Here is an 18,512-nt window from a genome sequence, read left to right on the forward strand (position 1 = left end):
GGTTGGGGTCTTGTCAAGGGGCGGCCCCAGAACCTGGACGTTGCCCTTCGCCTTCGCTCTGTTTCCCTGCTCAGGCCGTAGACGAGTACGCGGATTTTATCAACCTAAACGACCTACCCGTTGTGAAAGCGGGAATGGCCCGGCCAGTAGGGATTAAACACGTGCGTCGCGTTAAAATCCGCCCCGAACGGGCTCCCGGCCGTAAAGGCTGCTAAGAGCGAAACCAGCAGCCGGCTGCCAGTCAGCTTGCGGCTAGCACCGGAAAAGAAGTTGCCATTGATTTCATTGGTACAGCCCGGAAAAATCGCTAGCGGCGCATCCGCAGCACCTGCTGGAGGCTAGTCCAAGGCACATCGGGGTACCGAGCGTTGTCGAGTGGGTTGTTCTGCACGCTGAACATACTCAGCATATACTGCTGCCAGTTGGCGTAGAGTTGCTGCTCGCCGGCCGGGTTGGCAGCGCGAGTTTGCGCGATACGAGCCGCTAAGTCTGCGCGGCTGCCCAGGCGGACCAGGGTAAACGGCCCGGTGCCGGCTACCTCGGCCGCGGCGGCCAACTCGCGCGGGCTGATTTGAAAGCTGGCAATGTGCAGCCACCGGGGCGTGGTCTCGTCCAGGGCTGCGGCGGCCGTAAAAGCGGCCGTGTCGTCCATGGTGGTAAAATCAATTTTCCAGTCCGCATCTTCCCAATAGCCAACCTGGTGCTGCTTGAAATCGAGCAGCGGCATGCCGTAAGTCAGCAGCTCGCCAAAGCCCCCGTTTAGAATCGACGTCGCGGCCAGCGGTGCCTGCTCTATCCGCACCTGGAATTCCTTGCGCAAATCGAAATTGCGGTTCTCGCCGGTCGGCTGTTGGGTGTAGTCACTCGAGAAATCGGACGCAATAAAGCGCGGCACGCCGGCCGCCACGGCCGCTTCAAGCAGTACAGGCTGCCCCTCTACAATCACGTCGCGTAGGCCGGCTACGGACGATACCACGCAGTCCACCTCGGCACAGGCTTCCGTTAAGGCGGCTACGTCGGCCATATTCACTGGCACGGCTTCCACGCCCTGCTTCCCTAGCTTTTCTACCGTGGCAGGCAGGATCTGATTCAGCGCGCACAAGGACTTGCACGTTGGCCCCGCGGTTGAGCAAGGATTTGGTGATGCGGCCGCCTAGATTACCAGTGGCGCCGGCCACTAAAATGGTTTGGTTCACCTACGCGGCGAAAGCAATTACTTTCTCAGCCGCCAGGGGGTAGCACCATAAAGAAGCCCGACTACTAGCCGGGCTTTAGTATAGTGGTCAACGGCTACTCAGCGGGTATAGGTTGCGTCGTTGTCACTATAGCCTGTACTGAACCCGGGATTGATGTAGGCTTTGCCAGGGTGGTGCAGCACCAGCCGATGGGCCGAGATTTCTTGGATGACTTCCGGCCGGCCGAAATTCTCGTAGCGAATGGTATCGCCCTGCAATGAGTAGCGCCGCACCACCCACCGCCCCGGCGTAGGCCCCGGACCGGGACCAATGCTCATAGTGGTGTAGTAGGCAATGGTACTATCCGTTACGATGAGTTTGTTGTCTGGTCCGGCCGGACTTGTTTGTTGGCTTTGCAGTGTGCCATCGAGCGCGTAGTGGTAGAACGTGACCTGTTGCTGGTACCAATCCCCGGGCAACAACGCCGGAGTGGAGGGGGGCGTATTGCCTTTCTGGCAACCTATTATCAGGCCGGCCAGCACCAAGAGCAGAGATAGAGATAGTTTGTGCATACCTGTAAGTAGAAAGTACCTGCTACCAAGAGTCTTTCACTTCCTAGATAGTTGCATTAGATGCCCTTATCCTCTTGATGCTCCTTGCCGACCTCTATACCCGACTCATCGTCGAGTGTGCCCTGAGAGCTAGGGTAGCTGGCATTTCCTCGGCATTGGTGCTGCCATCAGGAGCTTTGCTGTTTAGTTGCATGCTCGGGCGCCGGCGCTCTGACGCACCCTTCCAGCATGCTCTTACTAGAGGCAGATGTGCATCCTTGTCGTTTAGCCGGCGCGTATACAATCCTGTGGAAACTCAACTGACCTCTTTGCAGCGCCATGAAGCGAAGCGCTGCTTCGTTTGGCCGCTTGTACGGCTCATCTGCCGCTTCCAATCTTGGCCCAACGCCTACGCAGTATAGGCGCAACCGAAGCAGTTACCCGCACCAGTTGCGGCCCGGCAGGGGGGCCCTTGCAGCAACTCGTCTACCACAGCTATGCGCGTGCTCCGTTCACCGAAGAACAACTCGTGACCTTGCTCGAGCAGGCACGGCATCACAACGAGCCGCGCGACCTGACGGGACTTCTCTTTTACTATGAAGGGCAGTTCGTGCAGCTGCTGGAAGGATGCGCGACGGAAGTAGAGCCGCTCTACGCCCAGATTCAGCAGGACGAGCGCCACCAGCAGGTAACGACCTGGTACGATGGCACGAGTACGGAGCGGGTATGCGCCGGCTGGAGCATGGGCTTTGCTGAGCCGGGTGCGGAAGAGTTCTACTGGCTACTGGATTATCTGGAAACCCAGCAACATCGCTTATTACTGCCCAAAATCCCTATTCCGGAACCGCACTTGCGCGCGTTACTCGGGGCGTGCATAGAGGCCTAAGCGCAGACCGGATGCACGCCACTAGCTAATCTGACAACCAGCTAGCTGATCAGTGCAAGTCAGAAGATTCAGAGAAGAAGGTAGTGAGCAGTTCGTGGATTAATGGATCCTGACTGCGCTGCAACGCCTGCTGAAAGGCGGCACTGTGCGGGTCAATATAACCGGCCAGTTGCCGAAAGGAGGCGACACGCGCTACGCTGAAGCCCATCAGCCACGAGGTGAAGGCCCGTGCGGGGATTAGGCCGTCGGCGAGTTTGAGCAGATCACGGTGCCGATGGTCCTGCTCAATCATGGCAAATAAGGGCACTAGCTCGGCGGGATCGCCTTCGATAAGTTGCATAAAACGCTGCTCGTGCTCGCTGTAGAGCAAGATGCCGGTGACGTTGGCCCGTTCGTTGTTGGCCCGCCAACGGGTCAGCATCTGGCCTAAGGCGGTTTCGCTGACGGGTAGGGTGGCTTTACTGATATACACAATGTGATACATAGACCAGGATAAGCTAGCCGGAGTAAGGTAGCGCTTCCCCACAACATCGACAAACGCAGCCATCGCCGGGCTCTCTACGGAAGCCGTAGGCCGCGTTACTTCCCCCGGTATCGGCTGTGGTGTCATTGACACTTGAACCCTAAGCGGCGACTATGTCACAATCGGCGCGTTATGCGTCGGTCTCTACACAAGACACACACGCTAGAGCTTACGCTAGAAAAGAGTGTCTTGCTATTTTAATTATACGCCCTTTCTATAATACCAGTCGCAACGTGCAAAAGAATGTCCTTTCTCTTGGTGCCGGTACCCGCGACCTTTGATGGCATCAATGCCATCCTGCTTCGCTTTTACCCCACTTATCGCTACCATGGAACTCAACGCGCTCTCCTTATTTTTAACGAGTACCCCACAAGCCTTGTCCCTGCTGCCTGGTTTTATCAGCTTGGACGGAAGCCTGATCTCTCACTCTGATGGCACGGCCGCGTTGCGTCAGGGCCAGGCTGTACTCGTCGGTGACTTACTGACGCGCGCGCTCGGCGCCCAACCTCAACCACTACCCATTGCCGCTTAAACGGATGGCACGAGCCAATAGGCCGCGGCATCGTCTTTCTGCTCTGCCTCGAAGGAACGATAGTGCGCGCCGAACTCGGGGCGTACTTGCTGCCTAAAGGCCAAGACGTCCAGTTGCCGAAGACAAGCATAGGAAGTAGATATAACTCCCTACCCCTACTAAGTTTAGCGCATGTACCGGGCAAACAAGGCAGCCTCTACCCCTGGGCCGCCTTCCGGGTTGTTGGAAGCCGTACGGCGCTGGTTAATGAGCATGTGGCCGCAGTTAGATTCTATCAGCAGGTGCATAGCCAGCAGCTTTTTTAAACGCAAGGCGCACGGGGAAAACTGAACGCTCGCCGCAGGGGCGAAGTGCTACGGCAGATACATGGGCGCATCGCGCAGCCGGCAGACCTCGCGCCAACTCATCTCCCCGGCTAAATAGTGCGCGTACAGCCGGTGGACATACGCCGTGTTTTTGGTATACGGTTCGGCGTGTGCAGCCTGCAGTTGCTGCAGCACGTAGGCCCGTGGGGTTAGCGCGCGTGGGGCATCATTGAACTCGGAGACCATAGCCGGATACGGTTGCGGGAGAAGAGCACTAAGGGCGGGAACTAGCCCTGGTAACCCTTCCGCATCCCTGCGGAACCCAATACCAGAACAGGGCCGGTTTCTTTCTCCATCACATGGTATACGAGGGGAAGAAGCGAAATGGATAAAGCAAGCACTTTACTCTTTACAACGATAACCCACCGGAGCGCTCGTACCCCCTCCCGTTGCCGTTCCAGACCCGCCATCGCATTCGTGCGTAACTGGTCCTGATCCCGGTCTTCTTCTAAGGTAACGCCCAGGGAGCGCTCAGATTTGTTGAGCGCGCGACTGATGCCCGCAATCGTGTTCCAGTCGAAGTGGTAACGCACCTGAATGCCGACCCGCTCGCCTTCTACCGCTTGTACTCGCCAGACGTTGGCGCCGGCCTGCTCCAGGACTACTTGGATACGACCCGCTTGCTCAGTTGTACTCGCCGTGACGTAGGCATCACCTGCAAGGGCATAGCCGAGTTCTGCGCAGTAGTAAAGGCAGCGGATGACGTTGCCCCGCTCGCACTCGTGCCCTTGATGACAAGATCCGCCAGCATTTAGTAGCCTTGTGGCAAACCCGTGGAGGGTAATTGCTCCACTTCGATGGGGATGGCAACTTTCGGTTTAATCCTGCCTTCCTAGCCGGTTCACTCTGCGCTTTGGCTGGTGGGTTTACGGCCGGGCGACCCGGTAAATCACCCCGTTGGTGTCATCGGACACGAGCAGGGCCCCGTCCCGATTCACGGCCAGGCCTACCAAGCGGCCGAAATGCGCGCGGTTGCTGTTGATCAAGAAGCCCGACAAGAAGTCGTCGACGCGCGTAGGCTGTCCGTTCTCGAAGTGCACCCGCACTACCTTGTAGCCCACTGGGGAACGCCGGTTCCAGGAGCCGCGCATCGCCACGAAGGCATCGTTCTGGTACTCGGGCGGGAACTGCGTGCCGGTGTAAAAGACCATGGCCATCGGCGCCGAGTGGGCCTGGTAGGTCAGGGTCGGATTGGTCGTACGTTGCGCGTACTCCGCGTACGTCAGGTTCTGCGGCCGGTCAGAGGGGTTGTACTTGCCCTCGCCGTAGATGTAGGGCCAGCCATAGTCGGCGCCCGGCTTGATCTGGTTGAGCTCTTCTTTCTGCTCGTCGTCGCCGAGCCAGTCGATGCCGTGGTCCATGCCCCACAACTGGCCGGTCTGCGGGTGCCAGCCGAAGCCGATGGTGTTGCGCAGGCCTTTGGCAAACACGCGCCGATTCGAGCCATCCGCGTTGGCTACCAACATCGTGGCATTTTCGGGGTTGGGCTCCGGACACGAGTTGCAGGTGCTGCCCACCGACAGGTAGAGCTGGCCGTCGGGGCCAAAAGCGAGGGTGCGATTGGGGTGCTGGCCCCCGTCGGGCAAGTCACGTAGCAGCACCTGGGGCATACTGAGCGTGCCGTCCATATTGATGTCGGCAACGTAGAGCTCCTTGACGGCCACGATGTAGAGTTTGCCGTGTTGCAGGGCTAGCCCGTGGGCTTGGCGCAATTTGGCCACGACCTGCTGGCGGTCCGTCGTGCCGTCGTTGTTGGTATCCTGCAGCAGCGTCACCGTGCCCGCGTCCCGGTCGGACACGTACACGTGCCCGGCGCTGGTGACGGCCAGCATGCGCGGCTTGCCCAGGTTCTCGGCAAACTTGTTGACGACAAAGCCGGCGGGCACTTTCAACTGCTGCACGTTCACGGCCGTGGGCTGGGCCAGGGCCGGGTAGAAGACGTAGCCCTGAATCTGGGTGGTGGTGGGCTGGTCTTCGTTTTCGGGAATAACGGTAGCCAGCTCGTCCTGGTCATCGCTGCAACTCGTCACCAGCAGCAAGGATAAGGCGAAGGAATATGGTAGCCAATGGTTCATAGCGGGAGAGAAGAAGGACCAGAGATTGCCGGACCCCACGCGGTGCGCAACGCACCGAAAAGGGCCACGGTCTAATTAGTCAGAACGAGAGCTCGGCGTTTAGGTTAAGGACGAGCTAGCCAACTAAAACCGCAGAGAACCCTACGTTGTACGCCACGCTTGACCATAAAGACCCCGTTCAACCTTCCTCGCATGAGCCATCTTCTTCTGCTCGCCGTAACTAAAGCATTGGCTCAGCTTGTACAGGTAAGATAAGCCAGGTTAAGTGTGTTTTTTTCCGAAAAGCCTGGACCAGTGGTCCAGGCTTTTATCGGTGATTCGCTCCCAGAGCCAAGAGCAGTAATGGTTGCAAAAACTCGAGCCTTTTTTGGACGATACAATTAAGCTGTAGCGTCCAAAAAAAGGCTCCAATAACCGGACGGACAAGGTAATGACCCGTCCTGAAATAAGTTGACCGTTTTATTATTAATCCTCTTCCTGTTGACTAGTCTAGGTTAAGCCGGTTTTTCATTGACCATCAGGCTTTCCAAAACTCTCTTGGTATAGTAATTTTTCCACCGTCGCTTCATCTTTCCCTCTTGCTGGTGGGCTTGTTCGGGAACCAACAGATCACAACTTAAGTGAGGCCGTTTGTAGTTATACAAAAAGACCGCTTGCGCAAGCACCACGCGCGCTTGGGCGAAGGAGTACACCGAGTGATGGGCTAAATACTCATTCTTGATGATTCCATTGACCCGCTCCGCAATCGCGTTCGCCAGTGGATCACCCGTTTCGGTCATGCTGATCTGGACAGCAAACGAGTTTAACAAGCCAATGTAGTCGGCACAGCAATAGTGAAGCCCTCGGTCAGAATGATGAAGCAACGACTTGCCAATCTGCGGGTTGATACGCTCTAGCGCCATTTGTAGAGCGGCTTTTGAATGGACGGCCTGTAAACTTTCGGCTACCTCATAGCCCATAATCCGTTTGGAATAAGCGTCGGTCAGCAAGGAAATATACAGGCACCCGTAGTGGGTGAACCAATACGTTATATCCGCCACCCACAATTGGTTAGGTCTGTTGACCACCAATTCCTTCGTTAAGTTGGGATACTTCCTGAACCAGTGGTTAGAGAAAGTGGTAGTCACCCGCCGTCGTCTCCTTCTAATTAACAGACCCTTCGCGGCCAATAACTCAAACAGGGCATCCCGTCCCATCTTGATGTCTTTCCGAGCCATCTCCTCTTTGAGCAACTCGTGCAACTTCCGCCCGCCCATTTTAGGATGATCCTGGCGCAGTTTTTTGACCCACTCCATCACCTCGGATTCGCTATCGATTTGGCCGGCTTGCCGCTGCCAATACTGGTAATAAGCCTGTCGAGAAAAACCAAGCCATCCTTCCAACTGCCGCATAGGCAGCTTCGGATAATTCAGGAGCATGAATTGAATGGCTTGGTAGCGGACTTTTTTTCAATGGCAACGCCTAGCTCCTGTTCGGCTACTTTAACGACGGTTTCATAATACAGAGCTCGGACTTGCGCCACTTGCAGTTCTTGTTCAAGCGCCTGCACCCGGGCCTGTAGTTCACGGGCTTGCGCATTCTCCTGCGAGTAGAAATCAGGGGTTGCAGTTTGCTTTCGGATGGGCAGCAGTTGGGGTTGTTCAGCTACCGTTTGTCGGCTTCGTTCCGCTTCTTGTTCTACTTTATTCACCCAATTCCGTACCGTCTTGCGCGTGACATTGAACTGAACAGCGGCTTGATCCAGGTTGAGCTTGCCCAGGTGAATTTGTTGCACCATTTGGCACATGGTGAGTTCATGCTGTTGCATGGGGGATTGACTGAGTTGATCCATAAGTTAACCAGTTTGTGGTCAACTTTTTCCAGGACAAGTCATAACCTTGCGAAAACCGCCTCCGGTTAATCCTTATCGGACTATTTGCCACGTGGTGCAGCGAGGGCACATGCGCTCGGGGCTGCTTGCCAGCACCCGCTTGGGGGTACGCATGCTGCTATCCTTGCAGGGCACCCTGGACCAGGACAGTCGCTGCGCGGGCCGACTATTGATGGGTAATGCCGCCGCTGGGCGTAGCGCTCTTACTGGCGGAATGGAATAAAGCGTGTTAGGGAGGAGTTAGGCACTTTTTCTATCTTGGGCCCTCGCCCTGGTCGGAAACGAACGGGTTCTTCCTCGCTTCTTGCGGCTCTTGCCTGTTCATGAACTTGTTTACCTTACCGGATGCCGACGGGAGTTGGTGCACCCTCTTCTACGATGAAACCGAGCGCTGGCTGCGCGCCCGTTGGGGCGGCTACGTGGACCCGCTCGAAGCCATGCGCGGGGCCCAGGCGTACCTGGCCACGGCTGGCCCGCTGCACTGCCCCTACCTGCTCAACGACAACGTGGCCTTACGCGGCCCCTGGTTTGATTCCGTCGACTGGTTACAGCAGGCCTGGCTGCCCCACGCGCTACGCCTGGGCTTGCGCTACATTGCCCACGTCGTGCAGGCCGACACGCGGGTGGATGTATTGACCCTGACCTTTCCCGAGCCTGTGGTGGGGCAGCTCGAACTGCAATTGTTTCACACGGTGGCCGAAGCCGAGGACTGGCTGCGCACCTGCCAGCAACGCACGTAGTCTCACCACGGGCAGGTGCGCAGCGGGCTTGACAAGGTAGTCAGCTAGTGGACTAGGAGCATGTGTTACTAGGACGGTGAATTAATTGATGCGCGCTTCAGGGCTGAGCCACAAGCCAAGCGGCGGCTTCGGCTTCGTTCTCGAAGAGACGATAGCGCAAGGCCCCATGGGCTTCGTCCCACACGCGGACAAAGGAGCGATGCGCAGCCGTATCGAGGGCCGCTAATACGGCGCCAACCGTGGGACCCAGCGTGAAGTGCCGGGCCTGCCAGTAGTCGAGAATCAGGGCCCGCTCGGCTTCCGTGAACGGCGTGAGCTGGCGCTGGTCGCTCAGGAACTTGAGCCAGCGACGGTGCTGCAGCAGCCGCCCCGTGTGCACTAGAAAATCGTGCACGTCCGCTAGTGTCCGGTGACCGGCTTGGTAGCGCAGCAGCGCGTACCCATCGGGGTGGGCAAAGATACGCCCCATCGGATTGTCGAAATAGAGAACCGGTAAAGGCACGGACATAGGATCCCAAAAGTAGACAGCCTGGACGGAAGCGCGTGAAAACGAAAATATATTTTCCTAAAATTGCATTTTTATTTTTTAAGTACAATATTAGCGGTATAGTTAAATTATACCCAACGTATTGCTTGTTAGCTCCTTCTTTCTCGTCTCCTTCAGCACCTGTTAGTCTTGATACGCCAGCGGTTGCCGCCGAAGCGGCGGCCAACCAGACGCTGCTGCGTCGCCACCACGTGCGCGTGCTGGGAGAAGGTAAGCCCGCCATGGTGCTCTGCAACGGGTTTGGCTGCAGCCAGCAAATCTGGCGCCATATGATTCCCACCCTAGCGGCACGCTATCAACTCATTCTCTTCGATTACGTGGGGAGTGGGGAGTCTGACTTGAGTGCCTACGATGAGCGCAAGTACGCCACGCTGGCAGGTTATGCCCAAGACGTCGTCGACATCTGTCAGGCTCTGCAGCTACATGACGCCGTCATAGTCGGCCACTCAGTGGGAGCCATGATTGGATTGTTGGCTGCCACCCAGGCTCCCCGTTACTTCACTAAACTCGTCTTGATCGCGCCCTCTCCCTACTACTTGAATGAGCCCGACTACTATGGGGGCTTCGAGGTGGACGATGTGCACCAGTTGCTGGCCCTGATGGACGAAGACTACCACAGCTGGACCAACCTGTTTGCCAGTCTGCTGATGGGGCCGGCCAACCCAGCCTCCCTGGGGGAGGAACTAGCCACCTATTTTTGCCAAACCGATTCGGCTATTGCCCAGCAGTTTGCCCGGGTGGTGTTTCTCTCCGACAATCGGCCCGATCTGGCGCGGCTACGCCAGCCCGCGCTGGTGCTGCAGTGTCAACAGGACGTAGCCGCCCCGGCCGAAGTGGGCGCTTATCTAGCCCGGCATCTACCCGTGGCCACGCTGGTCACCCTGAACGCCACAGGCCACTGCCCCCACCTGAGCGCGCCGCTGGAAACCTTGCGCGCGATGGAAGCCTTTCTGGCGTAAGGCCGTAGTAGAACGGCGTCAGCTACCCTGTAGCGGCGTGGAGGTTGCTTGCACTGCGCAGTGCCCGGCTTACGAGTAGCTAAAGGCTTGCAGCAGGGGCAGCAGGTACAAATCGGTAAGGGGAGGTGAAGCTGCCCGGGCAGATGCTGGTGGCCTGTTACGGGCGAGAGCTGCCAGGTGAAGGCGGTCAGGAGCGAGCTCGTACGGGCCATGCGCCAGTTGCCTTACTGCAGAGAGGAGGAAGCCAAGACGGCTCGCCCTCATTTGTCACCGTGGAAGAAGACGTAGTGCGTCGCGAAAGCAGACCCTGTCTGTCGTGAAGCGCACGTAATGCTTGTCTAGCTAACCGACTTGAGTGGGAGCGTGAAGTGTGTTGCTTGTTAGTAGAAAAGCCTGACTGAAGCAGTCAGGCCTTAAAGCAGATTTTGCACTTTAATTAATGGCTAAGCCATTGTATTCTTTCAAAACAGTTTCTGTAATTGAGAGAATGCACGAATTTAAGTAGCTTGGCTGACAGTACAATACGCTATTTCAAAGAAAAGGACTAGCTTTCCTCTGCTGTCGCCTCCTTGTTGGCGCAAGAAAGTGGTACCGGAATCCTCACGTTCGCCAGGCTGAAACGGATGGTGCGGCTGGTAGAGAAACGTAGTACCTAACTAGTCGCCCCACTTTTCTTTCGGCGGGGCGACTAGTTCGCTCTTGTTAGGCGTTGTTGCGGTTTCGGCGCTGCGCCGCGTCGTCTACTAAGGCGGCTTCGATGGTCGCCCTAAGAGAAGTGTGCAAGAACTGCCAGGTGCGGAGCGCGACCTCGCCGGGGGCCGCTAAGGCCAGGGCCTGTTGTTCGAGCAAGTTCAGGTTTTGCAGCAGGGCGTAGCGCTGCGCGGGTGAGACACTAACCGGATACAGCTGGTGCAAGACCGTAATGGTAGAAGCGAGCAGTTGCCGCAGCTCTTGTCGATCGAGAGCGGAATAGACCGTGGTGCGTTGCGTGAGCAGGCGCGCAAGCGTGTGGCGTAAGTGAGCAAGCAGGATAGAAGGCAAAGCGGGCGGTAGAGTAAGGGGAAAAAGCGCAAAACACGCACAGTAGGAAAGGACGCAACCCAACTTAAATATCTGAATAAAAATAATACAAGTAGATATAAACTCAAGCCTGCTACTAAAAGCAATTAAGTTACTTTCCCACACTGGGACATTTTTGTGTTATATTCTAAATATGGTCCAGTTTATTTGCATAATATAAAGAATGTTTCGTCGTGATGTTATAACTATTTTGTTGTCCTATGCTTTATTTTGACAAGTAATTCTCGTTGTTAGACGGGTTTTAGACCACGTTCAGCGATCGGAAAGATACACTGCAGAATTATAATTAAAGTTATAATATATAAATTAAGTACAATTATTTAAGAGTGATTTCTTTATCTTTACTCTTGTTCTCCAGTACCTACCACACCACTTGCTCTCTTTATTTTTATGAAACTCAGTGCTCATCCCTTTCATCCCGTTACCGGCGACCTGCTCCCCTCCTACCGCGACGCGTACCTGCGCGGCGACCTGACCAGCCAGAACACCGCTGCGGTCGACGCCTACCTCAAAGCCAACAGCCAGCACGGCGACGCCACGCTCCGGCGCTACTACGAACTCAACCAGGCCGGCCACCAGGTGCAGGCCCTCGGCTGGGTGGCTCGCCAGTTCGAGCTCATCCGCACCGAGCCTCAGCGCTTCCGCCGCCGCGCCACCTCCCTGGTCGCTGGCAGTGCTCTGCTCGGCGGCGCCGTGTTCGCCGGCACCTCCCTGCCCACCAACGAGCAAGCCACCTCCACCGTGACCGTGACCGAGCTGCCCGCCGAGCTGCTGGCCTCTACTGAGAGCAGCGCCAGCACCAGTGCCGCCTCGACCCTGCGCCTGAGCAGCGTGCGCGGCCGCATCCTCGACGAGAACGGGAAGCCCCTGGTCGGGGCCACCGTCATCGACAAAGTCAGTGGCCGGGGCGTGAGCACCGATGCGGCCGGCAACTACGTGTTGCTCGTGCCCGCCGCCCAGACGCCGGTGTTGCAGTACGGCTATGCTGGCTACAGCGAAGAGGAGGTGCAGCTCACCAGCCGCGGCACCCACAACGTGACGCTGCTGCCCCGCGAAACCAAAACCAAAAAGCACCATTGGTGGCAGTTCTAGCCGCGGCCAGTTGGCCATTCAGGACATTCTGCTCGCCTTGCCCAAGCAGTTGCACGTGCTCAAGCTCTCATTGAAAGGCGAAACGTTTATTTATCTAGCGGTTCATTCGTAATCCCAACGTGGCGATGGCGCGTCGGCTCTTAAAGGCGCCTACGGCGGAGCTGATCTAGAGTGGCCAGTTGTACGCAAAGCCCGCTGGCCATACCAGCGGGCTTACTTTATGCAGAAAGGCCCGGGTAGGACCCGGCCAGCAGCCAAACGGCCTCCCTTCCAGGTCCAAGGTCTGCCCACCCGCTCTTTTATGCCCCCTCTATGCGTTTGCCTCTCTTAGGTCGAACCCCTTGCCTTTCAATCTACTACGATGCCCAAAACGAGTGGCTGTTTCTGGATTGGGAAGGCGATCTGACGTTGTCGGACGTCCAACACGCGTGCCTGGCCCTCGCCGACTGCTTCCTGCCCCGCCCCTACGCCCGGGTGCTCAACAGTAATGCGCAGGTAACGGGCATGAGCTGGAGCGTGGCAGCCTGGCTGGCCGGGAAGTTTTTGCCCCACTTGCCTTTGGCCGGAGTCGAACAGCTGGCATGGGTGTGCTCGCCCACCATGCGCGGGCGCAACGTGGTGCACACGCTCATCAACTGGTTGCCGGGGTCCATCCTCTATAGCTTCGACGACTTGGAAGATGCTGTTACGTGGCTCCAGCACCTGCGACCGAACCGCCCCCCGAAAACCACGCCGGCCCGGTCGGCGGCCACTCAGGCTCAGCTCGAGCAGGAACTGCACCGTTTACGCGAGAAAACAGCTTGCTCCCGGCGAGAACCTGCTTGCCGCAGGCGGCACGAGCAAGTGACGGGCTAGGACCAGAAGGCGAAGCACTGGTTCGCTTTCCCGCAATTCCTGCTCGTAGGCGCCAGGAGCGGCGCGTTGCCGCGCGGGCAGGGTCACTTTTTCCGCTCTTTTCGTTCGCTGCTCTGCCGGCCAAGTTCAGCGGGCGGGTGGGGTACGCCCTCGGCCGGCAAGGGGAAGGGGACCGCGCCTGCCCAACCAGAACGAAGTTAGATGTGCCGGTCTGCGCCGTGCTCCGAGAGCAGAGGCCCGCAAGTACTGCCCTTAACGGGCCTTGGTTCTGTGCACTTTTCATTCGGTTTGCCGTAAAGCTATATAAGGCCTTCCTTGTAAGGCAGGCCCCGGCTGGAGAAAGCCTGCCTTTTTGGGTGACCCGCGGCGAGTGGCTTGCCTGCGCGGGGGGGTACGCGCATCTTGACTACCGCCGCGCCGACCCGAACGCCCTGGGCTGCGCGGTCTAGCTACCTTACGTGCCGGGGTAGATGACCGGGACCTGGCGGAACCGGCTGGGTCGCACCGGCGCCCACCGCAGGCCGACACCGGCCACCGGTATATACTGGCCTTACCAATCGGCTTGCCGCATATAATCGGGCTGCAACAAGCGGATACCTTGCGGGAGAACTTCTAGTAGACCATCTCGCCGAAACTCACTCAAGGTGCGACTCAACGATTCTGGGGCGATGCCGACCAAGGCGGCTAAATCTTCGCGCGACACGCGAATTACAGAAGCCGCCGCCTCCCCTCCCCCTTGGTGGTGCAGCACTAACAGGGCATTCGCGACGCGGCGCCGCAGGGACTGGTAGGCCATATCCAGCAACTGCTGCTCGCGGGCGCTTTTACGACCGGCGAGCAAGCGAACGAATTGCTGGCTTACCTCGGGCAAGCGCGCCAGGTGGAGAAAGTCCGCCGCCGGGACGTAGAACAGCACACAGTCCTCCACGGCGACGGCTGATTCCTGGTAGCACGCCTGTTCCAGTAAGGCCTTGTAGCCGAAGAATTCCCCGGGCTGGTAGAAGCTGGTAATTAGCTCTTTGCCAAAGGAAGTGGTCTTCGTCGCTTTAATCCGGCCCGATTCGATAAAATACAACCGTTTCGGAATTTCTCCCTCCCGGTACACACTGTGCCGACGAGCCACGAGGTGCGGCGTCTGATCCGTGACCAGCGAAGATAAGGATTCCGCTACCGACGTTCCCTCGGGTCCGGGGGCTGTCTGCTCGGCCGGCAGCAGGGAAAAGCGGGTGAGACGCCCCGCGATGGCCCGCAGGAGTTCGCCCGCGACGAAGGGCAGGGAAAGATAATCATCTGCGCCGGCTTCCATGGCCCGACGCATGTCGGTCCAAGTCGCCGTAGGACCCAGGACAATAAAAGGAATAGCGGCCAGCGAAGCCGTGCACCGAAACAACTGCAAGACGCCATAGCCATCGACGTCGGCCAATTCCACCGCGCATACCACCAAATCCGGTGGGCGGTGCTTGGCCGATTCCACGCCCTGATATCCCGCCCTGAATGAGACCACCTCGTACCCCGCTAAGCCCAATAAGGAAGCGATAGCGCGGCGCGGCTCCTCTTGGGAGTGCAGTAAGAGAAGTTGTTTCACCTTAAACGAAGAGAGGAGGTATGTGCCACAGCAGACAATTTTTAGTCGTCCCTGCAAACGAAGATAAGGCAAGATGATTTCAATCATCTCGCGCTTGATTGAAATCAAGCCCCGCAGTGACGCCAATCATAGGAAGGGGAAATTATATCCCGGAAGTTTGCCCCGCGTTCCCCACTCGACTTGAGGGGAAGCACTCCGTACTTCTTGGCCGGTAGCCTCCTACTGGCTCCAAAAAGGCGGCTGGGCGTTACGTGCTGGACTAGTAAAAAATTTTTCCCTACCTATTGAGCCTACGAGCTCAGTTGCTACACAACAGCAATCAGATCATATGAAGCACACGCTACTTATTTTTGACACCGACGCCATGCAAGGCAAAGTCCGTCACACCTTAATGGGTCCCGACTACGGCTACACCCACATTCTAGGAACGACGGAGCAAGCTACCAGCCTGCCTTTGCCAGTTAATGCGGTAGCGCATCGCGCTAAAAGTCCGGAACAAGCGCTGGACGATACCAAGGCGATCTGCCAACTACTAGGCACTACGTTGAAAATGTGCACCGTCTTGGAGGTTACGGAGTCCCTTGCCTTACCCGCTGTTAGCTAATCGTAACCAAAACCCTTCTCCACGGCTGGCCCTTCCTTAAAGTGTAGCTCCCGAGCAGGTGAGCGGCACGGCAGACGCCTTCCCCGAGCCCTCGATGCGGGGTAAGCTCGCGCCAGAGGGATTGCCAGTCGGGCAGGCCATCGACCGTGCGGCCTAGCTTACCACCGAACGCGCCCGGTGCATCGAACACGGCGGGCCCCCGTGCTACGGGCCGTTGGCTTCGGCCAACGAGCCCCCCACCACTACGTCACCGCTAACCGCGTCGGCAAGTCGGGTTGGCGGTGACGTAGTTCGGTAAGGAGGGGTTCGGCTTAGCTGAGAAAGAATGGGCTTTCGTTAAAAGAGGTTGTTGCTCACCGGGGAATGGGCGCATTCGTAGGCAAACGCCGAGTGCCGTCGCTCGTGGTGGTCGTAGTTGAAAGAGGGAGCGAACGCCGCCCGGGTTTCCTCGAGGGCAGCGAAAGCTGCTCGGGCCAGCAGGACCTCGGGTTTTACCCGAGACTAAAGGCACCCAACACCTGTATCCGGTTTTCAGCTTGAGCATTGACCTAACACTCCCCTGTTGAGCAGAGCCCTGTACCAACTTAGTTCGTTCGCAAGGGCCCCTTTTAAAGCATCGTGCTCGGGAGAGAGCGGCTCTGGAACCCGGCTAAAAAGGCCTAACCAGGGCCAGACTTTTTCGTTGCCTGCGCTATGCCCTTGCCTTCCTTCGCGGCCTTCAACCACCTCAACCCGCGCGCCCAGCTGACCCTGGTGCTGATGGAGGGGACGTACCTGACCAAACGCTTCGACGAAACCGGCGCCCGCTTTAGCCTCTACTACCTGGCTAGCTTCTTCGTGGAGGTCTACTATGAAGAAGAATTCTACCACGAACATCGCTGTCGCTCCTTCGTCAATCCAGCTCCCCTGGAAGCGTACGTAAGCGCGATCCAACTACCCAACCTGTAAGGGGTGAACTAGTGGTTGGACTGGCCCCCACGGCCCCGCCAGCAGCGCACCGAGTAGGCAAAATCACTGGGGACCGAGGCGTTGGGCGAGTAAAGCACCTTAGTAACCACGTAACGTTGCCCTTAGTGGCGGAGCGTACCAAGATCATCCTGCCCCCAGTCAAGTCCTTCGTCGTCAGGGCGAGCGCTTACCTGCTCGATAAAGTAGTCCGCGTGGTTACCCGCCCTGGCTACCTGCGATTGTCTCTTTCCTGTTCTTGGTTTATGTACGCCACCCTCCTCTTCGAACTGCGGCAGACGCTCGCGCGCCTGCACGCGCAACCGGTTCCGCTCGCCGAACCTGAATACCTGACGCTGCGCGAGCTGCTGGTGGCCACGATTCGCAATCTACGCGCCCTGCAGGCCTATACCGAGGCTCCCTTGCCCGGCCAATTCCTGCGCCAGCGCATCCACCTGCTCGAACAACAGGCGCAAGCCTTAGCCCGACCGGGTAAGGTCGCCCCGGGCTCGTGGAACCTGCTGCACACCTACCTGACGGCGACGCTCGAAGCCACCTTACAGGCGAGTCCATCCCCTAACCCTCAGACCGGGAACAGCTGAGGGTCGGACTTTTACCGCCTTAACGAAGTTTGCGCCCTTCCGCGAGAGATAGTTTTTGCCAGGCGGCCCGCTTGATCTACGTAAAACAGTTACGCAGGGCTTCGCGTGGGACCGACAGGTTATTTCGGTGGCTTCTGCTTTTAGGCGCTATGCGGCCTGGGTAACGGACGGACGACTGCGGTTGGGTACTAGGTGAGCAGGCGCAGCGCACGGCGCAGCAAATAAGCGGCCTGCTGCCAGCTTTCCAGTGTCTGTTCGCACAAGCTTGCCGGCAAGGCCGCCAGTAAGTGCGTGGCTTGCTGCACCCAGCGGTGAACCTGCGAGTACGGGGGAACGAGCTCGCCTTGGCGCGAGTACTGGGGCCACGCCGGCCGCGGCCACTGCGTCAAGCAGTACTCGGTTTGGTCGGCCAGCCGAGCTAAACGGGCCGTGCTGTAGGGAGTGAGCGGTTGGAGCAGCAGTAGGTGCTGATAAATAGTGCGTAAAGCGTGGATCAGATCAGTAGGCGAGGAAAACAGCGACATAAAGGAGAAGCGGAATAAGGTACCCCCACCCGTTCTCTTGGCATGGAGCAAGCCCTATACGGGACCCGTCAGCACAGGATGCCCCGAGTAGACGCCCGGGGTGCTCGCCGCCGACGCGGAGTAGTTCGTTGAAAGTCTAGTTGCCAGCTGGCATGACCGAACCAGCTGCTAGCTTACGACGGGTCTTTTGCAAACCCACCCCGGGGCTCCCTGCGCAAAACAGCATCTTTTTTTGTCTTTAGCGGGGGGTTACCTTCTCGCTATCCGGCGCTCACGGATATTCCGGGCGTCCCTGCCACCAGCTTGGCGGGCGGCCAAGTGCTAGCCTCTCTCTCGCTTTTTTATGCCGCTTACGACGCATACCGTGTATTTCGAAAATCCCGTCGGCCGCCTCAGCGAACATGCCCATGGGTATGCCATCGTGCACTACAAACCCGGTAAACGGGTGTTTCGTGAGTTTGAGGCCCTGCTTACCCACCTCACGCACTTGCTCCTGCGGCGGGGTTGGCACAAGGTGTTCTCTGATCAACGAGCCCTGGCCCCCTTTACCGAGCAAGAACTGGCCTACATCCGGGAGCGGTGGCAGGAAGCGTCTCCAAGTAGACACCGGGAGCGGCTCGTGGCTGTGCTCCTGCCGCAGGACGTCTACGCGCGGCTCTCGGCCCATCGCGTGATCAACGACGCCCATGAAGGCGACGTCACCTACCACATATTTGACGACGAGGTCGCTGCCGGGGCGTGGCTGCGCCAAGCGTTGTAACCCTTCGCGTGATTCTCTCTGCTCGCGTCTATCCGTCCGTAGGCGCGCAAAAGTCATGGCGATAACTACTTCGGGAGCGCATCGCGGCCAACGGGGAGCCGTATACCCTCCTTCTATGGAGGAGCCAGTCGAAGAAACCCGCCGCCAGCGCGCGCTGACCTGGACGTTGGCCCTGAGCGAGCGCACGCCGCCCGCCGAGCTGCTCTTGCTCGAGCACTACGTTCAAGGCGACCTGAGCCTGG

Annotated in this window: 22 protein-coding genes; 11 read left to right on the top strand and 11 right to left on the bottom strand. The window is 58.0% G+C overall.

Annotated elements, in window-relative coordinates:
• Positions 1–307: 307 nt before the first annotated feature.
• Positions 308–1,102 (bottom strand): NmrA family NAD(P)-binding protein, encoded by a 795-nt coding sequence (locus tag P1X16_RS27450; protein ID WP_277235770.1) that lies wholly within the window; start codon positions 1,100–1,102, stop codon positions 308–310.
• A gap of 192 nt (positions 1,103–1,294) precedes the next feature.
• Positions 1,295–1,747, bottom strand: a complete 453-nt coding sequence (locus tag P1X16_RS27455) for a hypothetical protein (RefSeq protein WP_277235772.1) — start codon at positions 1,745–1,747, stop codon at positions 1,295–1,297.
• A gap of 376 nt (positions 1,748–2,123) precedes the next feature.
• On the opposite strand from P1X16_RS27455, the gene P1X16_RS27460 reads away from it, so the two are divergent.
• Positions 2,124–2,612, top strand: a complete 489-nt coding sequence (locus P1X16_RS27460) for a BLUF domain-containing protein (protein WP_277235774.1) — start codon at positions 2,124–2,126, stop codon at positions 2,610–2,612.
• A 49-nt stretch (positions 2,613–2,661) separates the two neighbouring features.
• Here the strand turns inward: P1X16_RS27460 and P1X16_RS27465 are convergent, their stop codons facing one another.
• Both P1X16_RS27465 and P1X16_RS27470 read right to left on the bottom strand, forming a co-directional pair.
• Positions 2,662–3,096 carry a BLUF domain-containing protein gene (locus P1X16_RS27465; RefSeq protein ID WP_277235775.1) on the bottom strand — a complete coding sequence of 145 codons (435 nt, stop codon included), beginning with the start codon at positions 3,094–3,096 and terminating at the stop codon, positions 2,662–2,664.
• A 924-nt stretch (positions 3,097–4,020) separates the two neighbouring features.
• Positions 4,021–4,218: a hypothetical protein gene (locus tag P1X16_RS27470; RefSeq protein ID WP_277235777.1), complete on the bottom strand. Its 198-nt coding sequence runs from the start codon at positions 4,216–4,218 to the stop codon at positions 4,021–4,023.
• Positions 4,219–4,553: 335 nt separating this feature from the next.
• Between P1X16_RS27470 and P1X16_RS27475 the strand changes: the two genes are divergently transcribed.
• On the top strand, positions 4,554–4,787 hold the full coding sequence (locus P1X16_RS27475; RefSeq protein ID WP_277235778.1) for a hypothetical protein: 234 nt from the start codon (positions 4,554–4,556) through the stop codon (positions 4,785–4,787).
• Between the two features lie 111 nt (positions 4,788–4,898).
• Here P1X16_RS27475 and P1X16_RS27480 read toward each other — a convergent pair whose 3' ends face one another.
• From P1X16_RS27480 to P1X16_RS27490, 3 genes are all read right to left on the bottom strand, one after another.
• A complete protein-coding gene (locus P1X16_RS27480) occupies positions 4,899–6,107 on the bottom strand; it encodes a sorbosone dehydrogenase family protein (RefSeq protein WP_277235780.1) in 1,209 nt (402 codons plus the stop codon).
• A 494-nt stretch (positions 6,108–6,601) separates the two neighbouring features.
• Positions 6,602–7,525 carry an IS3 family transposase gene (locus P1X16_RS27485; RefSeq protein WP_277235782.1) on the bottom strand — a complete coding sequence of 308 codons (924 nt, stop codon included), beginning with the start codon at positions 7,523–7,525 and terminating at the stop codon, positions 6,602–6,604.
• The gene (locus P1X16_RS27490) at positions 7,516–7,938 is read right to left on the bottom strand and encodes a hypothetical protein (protein ID WP_277235784.1); all 423 of its coding nucleotides are present in this window, start codon (positions 7,936–7,938) and stop codon (positions 7,516–7,518) included. Before P1X16_RS27490 ends, P1X16_RS27485 begins: the two co-directional genes overlap by 10 nt.
• Before the next feature lie 46 nt (positions 7,939–7,984).
• On the opposite strand from P1X16_RS27490, the gene P1X16_RS27495 reads away from it, so the two are divergent.
• Together P1X16_RS27495 and P1X16_RS27500 are read left to right on the top strand one after the other, a co-directional pair.
• The gene (locus P1X16_RS27495; RefSeq protein WP_277235785.1) at positions 7,985–8,200 is read left to right on the top strand and encodes a hypothetical protein; all 216 of its coding nucleotides are present in this window, start codon (positions 7,985–7,987) and stop codon (positions 8,198–8,200) included.
• Positions 8,201–8,300: 100 nt separating this feature from the next.
• The gene (locus tag P1X16_RS27500; RefSeq protein WP_277235787.1) at positions 8,301–8,717 is read left to right on the top strand and encodes a hypothetical protein; all 417 of its coding nucleotides are present in this window, start codon (positions 8,301–8,303) and stop codon (positions 8,715–8,717) included.
• Between the two features lie 97 nt (positions 8,718–8,814).
• Here P1X16_RS27500 and P1X16_RS27505 read toward each other — a convergent pair whose 3' ends face one another.
• Positions 8,815–9,225, bottom strand: a complete 411-nt coding sequence (locus P1X16_RS27505; RefSeq protein ID WP_277235789.1) for a hypothetical protein — start codon at positions 9,223–9,225, stop codon at positions 8,815–8,817.
• Between the two features lie 125 nt (positions 9,226–9,350).
• Here P1X16_RS27505 and P1X16_RS27510 point away from each other — a divergent pair, with 125 nt between their 5' ends.
• Positions 9,351–10,223, top strand: coding sequence for an alpha/beta hydrolase (locus P1X16_RS27510; protein WP_277235791.1), 873 nt, complete (start codon positions 9,351–9,353; stop codon positions 10,221–10,223).
• Positions 10,224–10,925: 702 nt separating this feature from the next.
• Here the strand turns inward: P1X16_RS27510 and P1X16_RS27515 are convergent.
• On the bottom strand, positions 10,926–11,264 hold the full coding sequence (locus P1X16_RS27515) for a hypothetical protein (protein ID WP_277235793.1): 339 nt from the start codon (positions 11,262–11,264) through the stop codon (positions 10,926–10,928).
• Positions 11,265–11,693: 429 nt separating this feature from the next.
• Here P1X16_RS27515 and P1X16_RS27520 point away from each other — a divergent pair, with 429 nt between their 5' ends.
• Both P1X16_RS27520 and P1X16_RS27525 read left to right on the top strand, forming a co-directional pair.
• On the top strand, positions 11,694–12,395 hold the full coding sequence (locus P1X16_RS27520) for a carboxypeptidase-like regulatory domain-containing protein (protein WP_277235795.1): 702 nt from the start codon (positions 11,694–11,696) through the stop codon (positions 12,393–12,395).
• 312 nt (positions 12,396–12,707) lie between these two features.
• A complete protein-coding gene (locus P1X16_RS27525) occupies positions 12,708–13,250 on the top strand; it encodes an STAS/SEC14 domain-containing protein (protein ID WP_277235796.1) in 543 nt (180 codons plus the stop codon).
• Positions 13,251–13,800: 550 nt separating this feature from the next.
• On the opposite strand, the gene P1X16_RS27530 is transcribed toward P1X16_RS27525, so the two are convergent.
• Positions 13,801–14,835 (bottom strand): cyclic nucleotide-binding domain-containing protein, encoded by a 1,035-nt coding sequence (locus P1X16_RS27530; RefSeq protein WP_277235798.1) that lies wholly within the window; start codon positions 14,833–14,835, stop codon positions 13,801–13,803.
• 328 nt (positions 14,836–15,163) lie between these two features.
• On the opposite strand from P1X16_RS27530, the gene P1X16_RS27535 reads away from it, so the two are divergent.
• The 3 genes from P1X16_RS27535 to P1X16_RS27545 all read left to right on the top strand — a co-directional run bounded on the left by P1X16_RS27535 (position 15,164) and on the right by P1X16_RS27545 (position 16,986).
• Complete coding sequence (locus P1X16_RS27535; protein WP_277235800.1) at positions 15,164–15,439, top strand: hypothetical protein; 276 nt, start codon at positions 15,164–15,166, stop codon at positions 15,437–15,439.
• A 693-nt stretch (positions 15,440–16,132) separates the two neighbouring features.
• Positions 16,133–16,387 carry a hypothetical protein gene (locus P1X16_RS27540; RefSeq protein WP_277235802.1) on the top strand — a complete coding sequence of 85 codons (255 nt, stop codon included), beginning with the start codon at positions 16,133–16,135 and terminating at the stop codon, positions 16,385–16,387.
• Between the two features lie 11 nt (positions 16,388–16,398).
• A complete protein-coding gene (locus tag P1X16_RS27545; RefSeq protein WP_277235805.1) occupies positions 16,399–16,986 on the top strand; it encodes a hypothetical protein in 588 nt (195 codons plus the stop codon).
• A 188-nt stretch (positions 16,987–17,174) separates the two neighbouring features.
• On the opposite strand, the gene P1X16_RS27550 is transcribed toward P1X16_RS27545, so the two are convergent.
• Entirely contained in the window at positions 17,175–17,510 is a 336-nt protein-coding gene (locus tag P1X16_RS27550; RefSeq protein ID WP_277235807.1) for a hypothetical protein, read from the bottom strand.
• A 343-nt stretch (positions 17,511–17,853) separates the two neighbouring features.
• Here P1X16_RS27550 and P1X16_RS27555 point away from each other — a divergent pair, with 343 nt between their 5' ends.
• On the top strand, positions 17,854–18,270 hold the full coding sequence (locus P1X16_RS27555) for a hypothetical protein (RefSeq protein WP_277235809.1): 417 nt from the start codon (positions 17,854–17,856) through the stop codon (positions 18,268–18,270).
• Positions 18,271–18,512 lie beyond the last annotated feature (242 nt).

The organism is Hymenobacter sp. YC55, from assembly GCF_029433095.1.
In the GTDB taxonomy this organism is placed as follows: domain Bacteria; phylum Bacteroidota; class Bacteroidia; order Cytophagales; family Hymenobacteraceae; genus Hymenobacter.

Bases quoted from the DNA above. Each gene is read 5' to 3' on its own strand.
- P1X16_RS27520 (WP_277235795.1), top strand. From the start codon at position 11,694: ATGAAACTCAGTGCTCATCCCTTTCATCCCGTTACCGGCGACCTGCTC.
- P1X16_RS27505 (WP_277235789.1), bottom strand. From the start codon at position 9,225: ATGTCCGTGCCTTTACCGGTTCTCTATTTCGACAATCCGATGGGGCGT.
- P1X16_RS27525 (WP_277235796.1), top strand. From the start codon at position 12,708: ATGCGTTTGCCTCTCTTAGGTCGAACCCCTTGCCTTTCAATCTACTAC.
- P1X16_RS27480 (WP_277235780.1), bottom strand. From the start codon at position 6,107: ATGAACCATTGGCTACCATATTCCTTCGCCTTATCCTTGCTGCTGGTG.
- P1X16_RS27555 (WP_277235809.1), top strand. From the start codon at position 17,854: ATGCCGCTTACGACGCATACCGTGTATTTCGAAAATCCCGTCGGCCGC.
- P1X16_RS27540 (WP_277235802.1), top strand. From the start codon at position 16,133: ATGCCCTTGCCTTCCTTCGCGGCCTTCAACCACCTCAACCCGCGCGCC.
- P1X16_RS27485 (WP_277235782.1), bottom strand. From the start codon at position 7,525: ATGCTCCTGAATTATCCGAAGCTGCCTATGCGGCAGTTGGAAGGATGG.
- P1X16_RS27550 (WP_277235807.1), bottom strand. From the start codon at position 17,510: ATGTCGCTGTTTTCCTCGCCTACTGATCTGATCCACGCTTTACGCACT.
- P1X16_RS27470 (WP_277235777.1), bottom strand. From the start codon at position 4,218: ATGGTCTCCGAGTTCAATGATGCCCCACGCGCGCTAACCCCACGGGCC.
- P1X16_RS27535 (WP_277235800.1), top strand. From the start codon at position 15,164: ATGAAGCACACGCTACTTATTTTTGACACCGACGCCATGCAAGGCAAA.
- P1X16_RS27490 (WP_277235784.1), bottom strand. From the start codon at position 7,938: ATGGATCAACTCAGTCAATCCCCCATGCAACAGCATGAACTCACCATG.
- P1X16_RS27500 (WP_277235787.1), top strand. From the start codon at position 8,301: ATGAACTTGTTTACCTTACCGGATGCCGACGGGAGTTGGTGCACCCTC.
- P1X16_RS27465 (WP_277235775.1), bottom strand. From the start codon at position 3,096: ATGTATCACATTGTGTATATCAGTAAAGCCACCCTACCCGTCAGCGAA.
- P1X16_RS27455 (WP_277235772.1), bottom strand. From the start codon at position 1,747: ATGCACAAACTATCTCTATCTCTGCTCTTGGTGCTGGCCGGCCTGATA.